Annotated in this window: 10 protein-coding genes; 5 read left to right on the forward strand and 5 right to left on the reverse strand. The window is 43.8% G+C overall.

Translation table 11 applies throughout. The features are described from left to right. Nucleotides 1-61: 61 nt before the first annotated feature. From PLE7327_RS00285 to PLE7327_RS00295, 3 genes are all read right to left on the reverse strand, one after another. Nucleotides 62-445 carry a hypothetical protein gene (locus PLE7327_RS00285; protein ID WP_015141856.1) on the reverse strand — a complete coding sequence of 128 codons (384 nt, stop codon included), beginning with the start codon at nt 443-445 and terminating at the stop codon, nt 62-64. A gap of 129 nt (nt 446-574) precedes the next feature. Continuing rightward, the gene (locus tag PLE7327_RS00290) at nt 575-1,390 is read right to left on the reverse strand and encodes an acyl-CoA desaturase (RefSeq protein WP_015141857.1); all 816 of its coding nucleotides are present in this window, start codon (nt 1,388-1,390) and stop codon (nt 575-577) included. 79 nt (nt 1,391-1,469) lie between these two features. Beyond that, complete coding sequence (locus tag PLE7327_RS00295; protein ID WP_015141858.1) at nt 1,470-2,297, reverse strand: acyl-CoA desaturase; 828 nt, start codon at nt 2,295-2,297, stop codon at nt 1,470-1,472. Nucleotides 2,298-2,515: 218 nt separating this feature from the next. On the opposite strand from PLE7327_RS00295, the gene PLE7327_RS00300 reads away from it, so the two are divergent. After that, nucleotides 2,516-3,748, forward strand: a complete 1,233-nt coding sequence (locus PLE7327_RS00300) for a methionine gamma-lyase family protein (protein WP_015141859.1) — start codon at nt 2,516-2,518, stop codon at nt 3,746-3,748. Between the two features lie 372 nt (nt 3,749-4,120). Then, complete coding sequence (locus PLE7327_RS00305) at nt 4,121-7,975, forward strand: GAF domain-containing protein (RefSeq protein WP_015141860.1); 3,855 nt, start codon at nt 4,121-4,123, stop codon at nt 7,973-7,975. Between the two features lie 15 nt (nt 7,976-7,990). Here PLE7327_RS00305 and PLE7327_RS22980 read toward each other — a convergent pair whose 3' ends face one another. After that, nucleotides 7,991-8,185 carry a response regulator gene (locus tag PLE7327_RS22980; protein WP_071880583.1) on the reverse strand — a complete coding sequence of 65 codons (195 nt, stop codon included), beginning with the start codon at nt 8,183-8,185 and terminating at the stop codon, nt 7,991-7,993. 68 nt (nt 8,186-8,253) lie between these two features. Between PLE7327_RS22980 and PLE7327_RS22475 the strand changes: the two genes are divergently transcribed. After that, complete coding sequence (locus PLE7327_RS22475; protein WP_051036362.1) at nt 8,254-8,589, forward strand: winged helix-turn-helix domain-containing protein; 336 nt, start codon at nt 8,254-8,256, stop codon at nt 8,587-8,589. Nucleotides 8,590-8,614: 25 nt separating this feature from the next. Beyond that, the gene (locus PLE7327_RS00315) at nt 8,615-9,145 is read left to right on the forward strand and encodes a transposase (protein ID WP_256377746.1); all 531 of its coding nucleotides are present in this window, start codon (nt 8,615-8,617) and stop codon (nt 9,143-9,145) included. Nucleotides 9,146-9,533: 388 nt separating this feature from the next. On the opposite strand, the gene PLE7327_RS00325 is transcribed toward PLE7327_RS00315, so the two are convergent. Continuing rightward, the gene (locus tag PLE7327_RS00325) at nt 9,534-10,577 is read right to left on the reverse strand and encodes a PstS family phosphate ABC transporter substrate-binding protein (protein ID WP_015141862.1); all 1,044 of its coding nucleotides are present in this window, start codon (nt 10,575-10,577) and stop codon (nt 9,534-9,536) included. Nucleotides 10,578-10,798: 221 nt separating this feature from the next. Here PLE7327_RS00325 and PLE7327_RS00330 point away from each other — a divergent pair, with 221 nt between their 5' ends. After that, nucleotides 10,799-14,419 carry a GAF domain-containing protein gene (locus tag PLE7327_RS00330; RefSeq protein WP_015141863.1) on the forward strand — a complete coding sequence of 1,207 codons (3,621 nt, stop codon included), beginning with the start codon at nt 10,799-10,801 and terminating at the stop codon, nt 14,417-14,419. The last annotated feature ends 29 nt before the right edge of the window (nt 14,420-14,448 follow it).

Below are 14,448 nucleotides of genomic sequence, written 5' to 3' on the forward strand. Positions count from 1 at the left end.
TGTTTGGGTTCCTAGGAACTTCTTTCTTGATGAGATCGAGTCAGGATGAAATCACCCTGACTTATTCAACGCCTGAAACAAATTCACGCAATCTAAGCAAACTTAAAGTTTGTCCCAAATTTAACGGCAGCAGAGAAATTCCTTCTAAGCGAGACTGTACCCACCCCTCTCCCCAAGACCATTCGTGATATCCATCGATTCCCTGACTCAATAACAAGCGCAAACAGTTTTTATCTACCACTTCTATTTGGTGATGGATGGAAAATGGTCCCACCCAGCTCGTAAAAACTAATCCTGAATGTAATTTTTCTGGCAATCCTGGAGAAAAACGCTGAGGAAAAAGCCATTGTTTCAGTTTGCTCGTATTGAGCAAACTATCTCGGATTGTACTTTCATTGGCTTCTAACTCGATGCGGAGATGGCTTTGTTGGAAAGTTCCGAACATATTGGCGCAATGCGATCGTTTAGCATTCTTATTGTAACCATATCCAAAAAGTTAAAAATCAAACCCCTCTTCATTGCTTAACTTCATGAAGAAGGGCTTTGAGATTGTAAAGGAATTTATTATAAATTCCTATTGCTTTGGCGCTAACTTAACATTTTTTGCCAAACCAAGAATTTGTAAAACGCGAATCGTCATCCAAGTGAGATCGATTTCCCACCACTCCAAACCGTGACGTGCCGAATATTGATAGGCGTGATGATTGTTGTGCCATCCTTCGCCAAAAGTTAGCAAGGCAACCCACCAACAGTTTCTCGAATTATCGTTAGATTCATAACTTTGATAGCCAAATTTGTGAGTGGCGCTGTTAACAAACCATGTGAAATGAAATACGACGACTAAACGCACAAAAATTCCCCAAATTACAAACGACCAACCGCCCCACCAGTAGAGCAGTAATCCTAAGACAATTTGAATGGGAATGAAATATTTTTCACAAAATTGATAGAAAGGATCGTCTTGGATATCTTTGGTGTAGCGAGGAATCTCTGTCCTTGCTGGATTTTGGCATAACATCCAGCCCATATGACTCCACCAAAAACCTTTATTAGAATCGTGGGGATCTAATTCGGTATCGGAATATTTATGATGGATTCGATGTCCGCCAATCCAATAAAGTGGACCACCCTGACAGGCAAGCGTACCACAAAAAACTAGGATATACTCTAACCATTTGGGAACTTCAAAACTTCGGTGAGAAACTAAGCGATGAAATCCTAATGTAATTCCTATACCGCCAGTTAACCAATACAGTACAAAGCTAATGCCTAAAGCACCCCAGCTAAAGTTACTGGGAAATAAAGCGAGTAAGGCTACGAGATGAATCGTAGCCATGTAAATAATAATGCTCCAAGCCGGAAAAAGTTTGTCAGATGTGGCAACAGTCATGCAATAACCTAGAGAAAAAAATGGAAAAAATCGCGTTTTTAACGCGAAATAAATAGGGTATTTAGCTATGAAAAAAAACTTAGTCGCTCGATCGCGTTGGCGCTAACTTAACATTTTTTGCCAACCCAAGAATTTGTAGAACTCGAATCGTCATCCAAGTGAGATCGATTTCCCACCACTCCAAACCGTGACGTGCCGAATATTGATAGGCGTGATGATTGTTGTGCCATCCTTCGCCAAAAGTTAGCAAGGCAACCCACCAACAGTTTCTCGAATTATCGTTAGATTCATAACTTTGATAGCCAAATTTGTGAGTGGCGCTGTTAACAAACCATGTGAAATGAAATACGACGACTAAACGCACAAAAATTCCCCAAATTACAAACGACCAACCGCCCCACCAGTAGAGCAGTAATCCTAAGACAATTTGAATGGGAATGAAATATTTTTCACAAAATTGATAGAAAGGATCGTCTTGGATATCTTTGGTGTAGCGAGGAATATCTTCTTTTACGGAAGCATTTTCCCATAACATCCAACCGAGATGGCTCCACCAAAAACCTTTATTAGAATCGTGGGGATCTAATTCGGTATCGGAATATTTATGATGGATTCGATGTCCGCCAATCCAATAAAGTGGACCACCCTGACAGGCGAGCGTACCACAAAAAACTAGGACATACTCTAACCATTTGGGAACTTCAAAACTTCGGTGAGAAACTAAGCGATGAAATCCTAATGTAATTCCCATGCAAGCAGTTAGCCAGTAAAGCACGAAAGCGACTCCTACGGCTCCCCAGCTAAAGCTACTAGGAAATAAAGCGAGTAAGGCTATCAGATGAACCGTAGCTATGTAAATAATAATGCTCCAAGCCGGAGAAAGTTTGTCAGATGTGGCAACAGTCATGCAATAACCTAAAATGGAATTTTCGTCGAAAAAGATAGGAAATTCAGTGATGTAAATCTTCGCTCGAAGAACTTAATACATAAATTGGTAAATATGGCAAGCAATTTAAGATTTTATTTACATAACTGAATGAGGAAAAACCTTTATTGATTTGACCCAGGGGTAGGTTGGGGTATTAAATCAATAACCGGCAACAAAATTTTACTTTCACTGAGTAAATGGACGATTTATCGCTACTTAAAGCAGCAGAAACAGCCCTCTTACCGATTTTTTCTGAAATTGACACCCAGGTCAAGCAAAATCTCAAAAAAGTTTTGGAAGCTTTTCGCAGCTATCGAGTTGGCGTTCATCATTTCTCCAGCGTGAGCGGTTACGGACACGACGACCTCGGACGGGAGACGCTGGATAAGGTTTTTGCTCGTGCGATGGGAGCAGAAGCTGCTGCCGTGCGGGTACAGTTTGTATCGGGAACTCACGCGATCGCATGTGCTTTGTTTGGCGTGCTTCGCCCTGGAGACGAAATGCTAGCCGTCGCAGGCGCACCCTACGATACCCTCGAAGAAGTCATTGGTCTGCGAGGCATCGCTCAAGGTTCCCTCGCTGAGTTTAACATTAAATATCGGGAATTAGCCCTAACCAAAAGAGGGACGATAGATTGGCAAGCGCTTAACACTGCGGTAAAAGACAATACCCGTCTGGTATTAATTCAGCGTTCCTGCGGCTATTCCTGGCGACAGAGTTTATCGATTGAGGAAATAGAAAAGATTATTTATGTAGTCAAACAACAAAATCCCAATACCGTTTGCTTTGTCGATAATTGTTATGGAGAATTTATCGAAGATCGAGAACCGACAGATGTAGGAGCAGATCTAATGGCAGGTTCTCTGATTAAAAATCCGGGGGGAACCATCGTCACGGCAGGGGGCTATATTGCAGGAAAAGAAGAATTGGTAGAAGCGGCGGCATGTCGTTTGACGGCACCTGGAATTGGCAGTAGTGGCGGGGCAACTTTTGACCAAAATCGCTTGCTATTTCAAGGTCTATTCCTAGCACCGCAAATGGTCGGCGAAGCGATGAAAGGCAGTCATCTCATTGCCTATGTCTTTGATAAATTGGGCTATCCCGTCAACCCGCCGCCGCTGGTTCCCCGTCGGGATGTGATTCAAGCGATTCAATTGGGTTCGCCAGAAAAGCTAATTGCCTTTTGTCGGGCGATTCAACGTTATTCTCCCGTCGGTTCTTATCTAGACCCCGTTCCCGCAGAAATGCCAGGATATGAGAGTCAGTTAGTCATGGCTGGTGGAACGTTTATCGATGGGAGTACTTCTGAATTTTCTGCCGACGGTCCCCTACGAGAGCCTTATATCGTTTTCTGTCAGGGGGGGACCCATTGGACTCACGTCGCGATCGCGCTAGAATCGGCGATCGAAGCAGTGGGAAAAGCAGACTAGAATTACTTCAACTAATAAATCAATGATTCAAGGCTAAGGATTAATAGGGTTTAGCCAGCTTTGGAAAATTAAACGACCAGATTGAGAACCTGAGTCGAAAGGTTGAAATAACTCAGGTAGGGAAAACATCTCTAAAGTTCCACTTATACTCATCTGAGATCGGAGCGAGACAATATCGATTTGAGTAGCATTTTGCAACACAACCCCGACAGGTTAATATCTAAATGTCAGTATCAATACTGAATCTAAGTATAAATACCTCGATATTTACACTGAGACAGAAGTTAAAAGTAATTCTTAGCATACCTTCAGATCTTTAACATCTTGCTAATTAAATTACTGTAGATATTTTTTATTATCCAGAATCGAGCAATGACTCAACTTTTCTCTCCCGATCCAAACAGCGACAAAGATCCCTCTGGTCTCCAGCTTCATAGGGATGAAATTTCCTCTCAACTACAAGCCGAACAAGAATCTGCTCTCTCGTTAACTGTTGAAGAAAATGAAGAGTCATCGCCTGCTGAGGACTTACCCACGCTAGAGCCGCCAAAAATATCTTTAAAAGCCAAAGTAGCAGCTCTAGCAGGTATTGCGGTTATGCTTCCGGTTCTGGCTGTGGGAACGGCAACTTATTACTTTGGCAATCGAGCAATTAGCGAACAAACAATCCTGTCAAGACGAGCTGATACTACGGGCGTAGTCGAACCGAAATTAGTACAGCAAAAACGACTGCTGGCTACTTTGTTAATTGGAACTGGTGGAACAGCTTTGCTAGGTGGCGCACTTGCCGCACTCTTGGCTCGCCGTACTTTTCGTTCGGCTGCAATTGCCGACGCAGCCACTGTAGAGCGAGGAGATGAAGAAGGAATACAGTTAATTAGAGAAGGAATTCAACCGCCACATCCATCTTACGATTCCGAAGAGATTCTTAAGATGAGCGTCGAAGAAGTCAGAAAAACCCTCAACTGCGATCGCGTCGTCGTCTACAGTTTAGACCAAGACTCCTATGGAATAGTAGCAGCCGAATCGGTTCTCCCAGGCTATCCCCAAGCTTTAGGAAGAAAGATTGAAGACCCTTGTTTTGAAGCTAGATATCTAGACAAATATAAAAATGGTCGCGTCAGAGCGCTAGACAATATCTACGAAGCGGGGATGACTCCATGCTATATCGAGCAGTTGGAAACCTTAGAAGTCAAGGCAAATTTGGTTGCGCCGATCCTCAATGAAGGCAAGTTATTTGGTTTATTGGTCGCCCATCAGTGTTCGGGGACGCGTACTTGGCAGCAAAAAGAAATTGTGTTCGTCACTCAGATGGCAGCCCAAATGGGCTTTATGCTTGATTATGCCAAGCTTGTAGGCGATCGCGATCGACTGCAAAAACAAGCAGAAATCGAAGCGCAATGGACTCAATACTTTACCGACGCAATCCAACACATTCGCTCCTCGCTTAATCGAGAAGACATTCTCGAAGTCAGCACCGAAGAAGTCAGAAGAGTCCTCAACTGCGATCGCGTTGTGGTCTACAGTCTAGATCGGAACTCTTATGGCGTGGTAATTGCCGAATCAGTGGCTCCAGGCTGGAGTAGAGCTTTAGGAAGAACGATAGAAGACCCCTGTTTTGAAGCGCGGTATTTGGAAAAGTATAAAAATGGTCGCGTCAGGGCGCTCAACAATATCCGCCAAGCGGGGATGACTCCATGTTATATCGAGCAATTGGAAACTCTCGAAGTCAAGGCGAATTTGGTTGCACCGATCCTCAACGAAGGCAAGTTATTTGGCTTATTGGTGGCGCATCAGTGTTCTGAACCTCGGATCTGGAAGCAGTATGAAATCAGATGGGTAGCGCAGAGTGCCACCCAAGTTGGCTTTGCTCTCGATAATGCCAACCTACTCGCCAACGCCACTCGCCTACAACAACAGCTAGAGACAGAAACCCAATGGACACAATACTTCACCGACGCGATCCAATATATTCGCTCCTCGCTCAATCGAGAGGATATTCTCGAAGTTAGCACTGAAGAAGTTAGAAGAGTCCTCAATTGCGATCGCGTCGTCGTCTACAGTCTAGATAGCAATTCCTATGGAGTGGTGGTAGCCGAATCAGTTCTCCCAGGCTACCCCAAGGCTTTAGGAAGAACCATTGAAGACCCCTGTTTTGAAGCTAGATATCTAGACAAATATAAAAATGGTCGCGTCAGGGCACTCAACAATATCCGCCAAGCGGGGATGACTCCATGTTATATCGAGCAGTTAGAAACTCTCGAAGTCAAGGCGAATTTGGTTGTACCTATCCTCAATGAAGGCAAGTTATTTGGGTTGTTAGTCGCCCATCAGTGTTCGAGTCCGCGCGAGTGGAAACAGCATGAAATCAGATGGGTAGCGCAGATCGCCACCCAAATCGGCTTTGCTCTCGACAATGCCAAACTTTTAGTCAACTCTACTCATTTACAACAACAGGCAGCAATCGAAACTCAGTTAACACAGCAATTTACCGACGCAATCCAACACATTCGCTCCTCGCTTAATCGAGAAGACATTCTCGAAGTCAGCACCGAAGAAGTCAGAAGAGTCCTCAACTGCGATCGCGTCGTCATCTACAGTCTAGATCGGAACTCTTACGGCGTGGTAATTGCCGAATCAGTGGCTCCAGGCTGGAGTAGAGCTTTAGGAAGAACGATAGAAGACCCCTGTTTTGAAGCGCGGTATTTGGAAAAGTATAAAAATGGTCGCGTCAGGGCACTCAATAATATCCGCGAAGCTGGGATGACCCAATGCTACATCGAGCAATTAGAAACGTTGCAAGTTAAAGCTAATTTGGTTACGCCGCTCCTCAACGAAGGCAAGTTATTTGGCTTATTAGTTGCTCATCAGTGTTCTGAACCTCGCGTTTGGCAACAATTAGAAATTAGATGGGTAACGCAAATTGCTACCCAAGTCGGCTTTGCTCTCGATAATGCCACGCTTCTACGACAACTGGAGACTGAGGGCATGCAAAATCGATTGCTGAAAAACTTTACTCTCCGCATTCGGGAAAAGCTCAACGAAAAAAATCTTCTCAAAGTCACTGTTGAAGAAACCCGTAAAGCCATTGGTACTGACCGCGCCATCGTTTATCGCTTCGATGCCAATTGGGAGGGAACTGTTGTAGCAGAATCGGTTCTTCCTAGCTTCCCAAGAGCGCTGCGAGCGACAATCAAAGACCCTTGTTTTGCCAAGGAATATGCTCAAAAATATCGCGACGGTCGTATCCGGGCGATCGACAATATTTATGAGGCAGATCTGACCGAATGTCACCGAGAGCAACTAGAAGCCTTTGCTGTCAAAGCCAATTTGGTAGCACCGATTCTGACGGGCGATCGACTATATGGTTTATTAATTGTCCATCAATGCTCCGCACCCCGAAACTGGCAGAATTTTGAAATCGATCTATTGACTCAACTCGCTTTACAAACAGGACTGGCTCTCGATCGCGCTAGTCTGCTCAAAGAGGTAGAGCAAGCGCGGCAGCTAGCTCAAAAAGCTTCTCAAGAACAGTTGCGACAAAAAGAATTGCTCGCTCAGCAGATATCAGAACTGCTGAGCAATAGCAAAACGGCTTTCGATAGCCTCTGTGCCAAGATTACTCGTCACTCGCAAGCGATTGCAGATTTTCTCGCTCAAATGCAGGCAGTGACAGACTCGATTAGGGAAAAGACGACTAGCCTCAAACAAGTAAAACTTCAACAGGGACAATCGAGTCAGACAGTACCAACCGAACAAAAAAACGTCGATTGGGTCGAGGATAGCATTGCCACAATCGAGGAAACCATCGCGGAAGCTACTGAAAAAATGCAGCACCTGAGCCAGTCTTACCAACAACTGTTCGAGATGGTGAATTTCGTCAACGATCTCAGAGGACAGATGAACTATCCACTCAGCAATGTATCGGTTGAAAGCGAACGAGGGGAAGAGGTAAGCCAGAGTTCGATTGTTTCCATTGGTAGGACAGTAAGTCCTTTAACGCATCGGTTAGCCAAACAGACGGCACAAATCGAATCTCTTATTAGAGAAATTGATATAGAAGCCAATGACGAACAAGCTCAGTCTCTAGCGTTTATCAACCAATTCGTTCGAGAAATCGCTAGCCTTGCCAGCCAGATTTCCGAACAATCTATGGCAGTAACGGAATCTTTTAATAAACTAGCGGAATTCGCCCAAGACCTGCCGACCGATACCGATCTGTTGTAGTAACTATCTTGAGCGTCAACCCCTCGTGAGGTTAGTGAAATTACTATTGACATACTTATTTAGTATCTCAAGAAACTCTGAGCGAGAGAAAGGTTTTGTTAGATAGTCAGTTGCTCCAGCCATTCTGGCTTTAGCGCGATCGATAAGTCCTGTATTTCCCGTCATCATTACGACTGGCTTTGTCTTGAGTAAAGAATGATTTCTAATCAAACGACAGAGTTGGTAGCCATCTATTTATTCCTGGCATGTTTACGTCCATCATAATTAGATCGGGTTCAATGCGAATCATTTCTCTCAAAGCATTTATTGGATTGTTAATTATAGCAGTCCTATTTGATATAAGAGAAGAAAATTATCTTTCTTCTCTTGAAAAACAAGAAGTAATTCAATGGTTACAGCACAAAGGAGAATGGAACTGGGAAGAATTAATCGAATATCTCCAAAAACAGTATCAAGTAAGCTATAGTTCGTTACAGAGTTACTATCAATTGTTTAATGATGCTGGAATTAGCTGGCATAAAGGAGTAAAAAAAAACAAAGCAAGACTTAGAACAAGTCAAAGCAGTCAATCAAGATATCCATTCTCTCTTAAAAGAAAATCAATCAGCCATTAAGTCTGGAGAAATTGCAGCATTTGTCATTGATGAATGTCATCTTATGAGTGGAGATATTTGCGGTTATGGGTGGGGAAACTGCAAAGAAAGAAGAACTGTCGATGTTCTCAATTATCGTGACCGTCAAACCTATTATGGTGCAGTGGATTTGTTTTCTCAACAATTATTGATTCAAAAAACCAAAACTGCTGATGGAACACAGACCTTAAACTTTGTAAAATATCTTCAATCTCAAAGACCCAATAGCCGTTTAATCCTGATTTGGGATGGAGCGAGTTATCATCGTGGTCAAGAATTTCAGGATTACTTGGCTGAGGTTAATCATCATTGTCAAGACAATGCAAGGCAGATTCATTGTCAACTATTTGCCCCTTATGCGCCGTCTGAGAATCCAATTGAAAATATTTGGTCACAAGTCAAAAATTTCTTGAAAAGATTTCATCGTTTCTGTAAATCCTTTTCGATCGCAAAACGATTATTTGAGTTATTTATTGATTCCCATTTATTTACGATGCCTAACTTAAATCATTATGACGCTTTCTCTCATTTATTTTAGGATTGCTATAGAAAAACTGAGCCATCATATCCTTCTAACAAACGATTAATTTCTCGAAGAACGATCGGGCTATCATCAATACATAAAATTTTGTAGGTTGACTGAGAGACTTTTTTTAGTTCTCCTTCAGAAAGGGTGATTTGATTATGCTTTAACATTTTTTTTAGAGTCTCCCAATTTTCTTGCTGATTTTTTCTAAACCAGCTTTGCACCATTGGGAGACTATTTGATGGCTGAATCTTGAAGCGCATTAACAAGATAGCTAAGATTTCTTCCTTGGTATTCATTAGTCTTAAAAATTTTATCTTTTACCTCTCCAATGCCAATTATCATCTATTTTCTTCTGCTGGCTTGTGATATCGATCGCTCTATTTAAAACTCATCAAACTCAACGAATCGGAATAAATCCAGCTCTAGCAATCAGTTTCTGACCCTGGGGCGTGAGGAGAAAATTCGCATAAGCTTCTCCTACTCGCTCTTCAATGCCACCGTTCTGCTTGATTATTACGTATAGGTAATGCGTAAGCGGATATTGTGCGGTTTGAAAAGCCTCGATATTTATCTCATTGCGTCGATTGGGACATTTAGTTGAAGAGATGAAAGGCTTTTGGTAAGGAGAAATCAATTCGCCTGGTTTTTGACCTAGTGGTAATGTCTTAATCGTACATTGAGGCAAAACTACGGCAGCAGAATCATAGTAAATCCCACCTGGGTTGTCTGCTAGCTGGCGCAGCGCTTCTGTTGTTGTCGAGACGAACCCAACATTCGAGTCAAACGCTTGACCTTTTAAAATTTTTTCCTCAAACCACTCAACTGTACCGCCGACACTCGCTGGACGAGAATAGGGCACAATTTGTAGGTCAGGTCCGCCAATCTGCTGCCAATTAACTATTTGACCGTTGTAGATCGATCGCAATTGGTCGAGGGTTAACCCAGAAATATCCAAGTCTCGATGAACGGCTACAACGACACTATCAACAGCAACAGGAATTTGTTTGAGATTAAAACCTCGTTGTCTAGCTAGCTCGTATTCCTCTTCGCGCAAAGGATGGGAAGACTGAGCAAAGGTCAGTTGACCCTCTAGTAACATTCGGATTCCCGTTCGAGAACCGGGAGGCTCATGTTTGGGTTGTATGTAGCGCAACTGCAATTCAGGTCGTTCTGCTTGAATGGCTGAATCTACCAACAGCCGAAGCGGTGCCCATTCCGTGCTGCCGCCGTAATTAAAAACTCCAGTAGCCACATTTTTTACTTGAGCAAAACTGTTAGGAATTCTGACTTCAGATTGCGCGGACTGCGCGTTTGACTCTTGGACTAACTGCCAAAGTCCTTTGCCGATTAATCCTAGCGACCAGATTAGAGAAATCGCAATTGCGATACTAATTCCCATTACAGTCGGCGAAATCACTCGTTTATGTTTTTCTTTGCTCATTTATGACAATGATAAATAATTGCTAAATAGATTACTGACTTTATTGCTATGGTGTGTTGGTATTATTTATAGTTAAGTGTAAACACTTACGGGTTTTTACGGAATTTATTTACCGTGCATTTTCCTTTGTAGATTACAACCTTTAAATTTTGGAAACTTACTGTTTGTCAATCTCTCTTTAGATAGAAACTTTATCATTTAACAGTTGAGAAAATTTATCGATGACTCAGACTCCTCCTCCTGAGCCTAGCGATGGGCAAAACCACTTTAGTCAGACCTCTCATGGCAATAACCCCCCCATAGAGAACTTGGCTAAAACCAACTCGCAATCCCAAGTAGAAACAAGACAGTTATTTGAAGAAGCGATTAGGCGACTGCATCAAGCTTCTAAAGAAGAAGACATTTTAAAAGTCATCGTAGAAGAAGCGCGAAAAGTATTCGATTGCGATCGCGTCGTCGTTTATAGTTTAGACCGAGACTCCTATGGGGTAGTAGTCGCCGAATCCGTCGCCCCAAGCTGGTCAAAAGCGCTAGGAAGAACGATTGAAGACCCCTGTTTTGAATCCAGATATCTAGAAGAGTACAAAAACGGTCGCGTTAGGGCGATCGACAATATTTACAAAGCTGGAATGACTTCATGCTACCTCGAACAGTTAGAGAAGCTGGAAGTCAAAGCCAATTTAGTTGCGCCAATTCTCGATCGCGGCAGGTTATTTGGCTTGTTAGTAGCGCATCAATGTTCTGGGACGAGGATTTGGCAACAAGTGGAAATTGCCTTTTTAACCCAGCTAGCCAAACAAGCTGGGTTTTTACTCGATCGCGCTCAAAATAAAGAGGAGACTGCTCGCTTGCAACAACAAACAGAAACAGAAACTCAGTGGACGAATTTATTGGCAGATATTAGCCAGCAACTCTATCAATCTCGTAACGAAGAAGACATCCTCAAAGCCAGCGTCAGAGAAGTTAGAAGAGTTCTCAATTGCGATCGCGTCGTCGTCTACGGTTTAAACCAAGACTCCTATGGAGTGGTAATAGCCGAATCGGTGGCTCCAGGCTGGACGAAATCTTTGGGAATAACCATCAAAGACCCGTGTTTTGAAGCCAAGTACCTCGAAAAGTACAAAAATGGTCGCGTCAAGGCATTAAACAATATCTACGAGTCGGGAATGACTCCGTGCTACATCGAGCAACTAGAGAAATTGGAAGTCAAGGCAAATTTGGTCGCGCCGATTCTCGATCGAGGTAAAATATTCGGCTTATTAGTCGCGCATCAGTGTTCGAGTTCGCGCGAGTGGAAGCAGCACGAGATTGCATGGATGGCACAAGTTGCCATGCAAGTCGGTTTTGCTCTCGACAATGCCAAATTATTAGCCGAACGCGATCGCCTGCAACAACAAGCCGAGACGGAAACGCAGTGGACGCAATACTTTACCGACGCAATCCAGTATATTCGTCAATCTCCTAATGAAGAAGATATTCTCAAAGCGAGTGTCAGAGAAGTTAGAAGAGTCCTCAATTGCGATCGCGTCGTCGTCTACGGTTTAAACCAAGACTCCTATGGAGTGGTAATAGCCGAATCGGTGGCTCCAGGCTGGACAAAATCTTTGGGAATAACCATCAAAGACCCGTGTTTTGAAGCCAAGTACCTCGAAAAGTACAAAAATGGTCGCGTCAAGGCATTAAACAATATCTACGAGTCGGGAATGACTCCGTGCTACATCGAGCAACTAGAGAAATTGGAAGTCAAGGCAAATTTGGTCGCGCCGATTCTCAACGAAGGCAAGTTATTTGGGTTACTGGTGGCGCATCAGTGTTCGGAGGTGCGCGATTGGAAACAGTACGAAATCAGATGGGCAGCGCAAATTGCCACCCAAGTCGGCTTTGCTCTCGACAATGCCAAACTCCTAAACAACTCTAGCGATTTGCAAAAGCGATCCGATAGCGAAACCCAATGGATGCAGGTGTTACAGGAATGCCTTCAGCATCTGCGTCAATCGAGCGATCGCGAAGAAATTCTCGAAGCGACCGTTGAAGAAGCTCGAAGAATCCTCAACTGCGATCGCGTTCTCGTGTACGGTCTCGATCGAGATTCCTATGGAGTAGTAGTAGCCGAATCGGTGGCTCCAGGCTGGATGAGAGCTTTGGGGATAACCATCAACGACCCGTGTTTTGAAGTCAGATACCTAGAAAAGTATCGCAATGGTCGCGTCAAGGCATTAAACAACATCTACGAAGCGGGGATGACCCAATGTTATATCGAGCAGCTAGAAAAGCTGGCAGTCAAAGCCAATTTAGTTGCGCCGATTTTATATGAAGGCAAAGTATTTGGATTGTTGGTAGCACATCAGTGTTCTGGAGCGAGGATATGGCAGCCAGAAGAAATTGAGTTTTTGACTCGGCTAGCTGCACAAGTGGGCTTTGTGCTTGAGTACGCCAAGCTCATGAGCGATCGCGAACAACTGCAAAAACAAGTACAGATTGAGGTTGAATTGACGCAATATTTTACCGATGCCATCCAACATATCCGCTCCTCGCTCAATCAGAAACATATTCTCGAAGTCAGCACTGAAGAAGTCAGAAGAGTCCTCAACTGCGATCGCGTCGTCGTCTACAGCCTCAATCGAGACTCCTATGGCGTGGTAGTTGCCGAATCAGTTCTCCCAGGCTATCCCAAAGCTTTGGGGCGGACGATAGAAGACCCCTGTTTTGAAGCTCGCTATCTAGACAAATATAAAAATGGTCGCGTCCGGGCACTCAACAATATCCGCGAAGCGGGAATGACCCAATGCTATATCGAGCAGCTAGAAAAGCTGGCAGTCAAGGCAAATTTAGTTATGCCAATTCTCAACGAAGGCAAGTTATTTGGCTTATTGGTAGCGCATCAGTGTTCGAGTCCGCGCGAGTGGAAGCAGTATGAAATCAGATGGGTAGCGCAAATTGCCACTCAAGTCGGCTTTGCTCTCGATAATGCCACCCTCCTACGACAAGTCAAGCAATCTTCTCAGGCAGCGGAGCATAGCTCAAAAGAGCAACATAAACAAATAGAACTGCACAAGCAGGAAATCTCAGAAATGCTCAGCCAAACAGATTGCCAGAAGCTTTCGACTGAAGCCCTTCGCCAGTCGGAAGCCATTATTAATATCCTTCATAAAATTCAAGGGGTTGTCGATTTCGCCAGAGGAGTTGTTTTCAGCGCTCAACAAATAAAACTGCAAGAACAGCAGGCTAATTTGACAGTACAAGCCGTTCGAGAAACCCTCAACCAGTCGTTAGATAGTATTTCTGCTATCGGGGACGCATTTAAAGATGCCTCGGTGAAAGTCATGCGTCTGAGTCAGTCTTCCCAAAAGCTCTTTGAGGCAGTACGCACAATTAAGGAATTAGCAAAGCAAATGACCCAACAATCGATGAATGTAACAATTATGGCAGGTCGAACCGGATATGTTGGGCAAGACTCTGTTGGCGAACTGGCTGAGAGCGTGCTATCTCTAACGCAGAAATTAGTCGAGGCGACAGCAAACATAGAACCGCTCTTTAGTGCGATCGAACTAGAAATCAAAGAACTGGCTTTTGGGATGGAGGAAGGGAAGCAACGGTTGTTTGGCGGAACTGAACCGATCGAAGAAACTCGGCAAAAGCTTGATTGGGTGATGACTGTCAATGACAAAACGAATGCTCTGGCAGACAAAATCGCCCAAGCTGCGACTAAAGGAGTTCAAACTTCGACCTCCGCTAGTCAATCGGTTCAGGAAGTTGCTAACCTTGCCAACCAGATTTTAGAGCAATCCATAGCTGTAACCGAATCCTTTAACAAGCTGGCAGCATTGACTCAAAAGCTTTAAACGGTTGCAAAAACTTTCTTTCGTACCTA

The sequence above is a fragment of the Pleurocapsa sp. PCC 7327 genome (assembly GCF_000317025.1).
Lineage (GTDB): Bacteria > Cyanobacteriota > Cyanobacteriia > Cyanobacteriales > Microcystaceae > Hydrococcus.

Coding starts and splice junctions, on each gene's coding strand:
- PLE7327_RS00285 (WP_015141856.1), bottom strand. CDS start 445: ATGTTCGGAACTTTCCAACAAAGCCATCTCCGCATCGAGTTAGAAGCC.
- PLE7327_RS00290 (WP_015141857.1), bottom strand. CDS start 1,390: ATGACTGTTGCCACATCTGACAAACTTTTTCCGGCTTGGAGCATTATT.
- PLE7327_RS00295 (WP_015141858.1), bottom strand. CDS start 2,297: ATGACTGTTGCCACATCTGACAAACTTTCTCCGGCTTGGAGCATTATT.
- PLE7327_RS00300 (WP_015141859.1), top strand. CDS start 2,516: ATGGACGATTTATCGCTACTTAAAGCAGCAGAAACAGCCCTCTTACCG.
- PLE7327_RS00330 (WP_015141863.1), top strand. CDS start 10,799: ATGACTCAGACTCCTCCTCCTGAGCCTAGCGATGGGCAAAACCACTTT.
- PLE7327_RS00325 (WP_015141862.1), bottom strand. CDS start 10,577: ATGAGCAAAGAAAAACATAAACGAGTGATTTCGCCGACTGTAATGGGA.
- PLE7327_RS00305 (WP_015141860.1), top strand. CDS start 4,121: ATGACTCAACTTTTCTCTCCCGATCCAAACAGCGACAAAGATCCCTCT.
- PLE7327_RS22475 (WP_051036362.1), top strand. CDS start 8,254: ATGCGAATCATTTCTCTCAAAGCATTTATTGGATTGTTAATTATAGCA.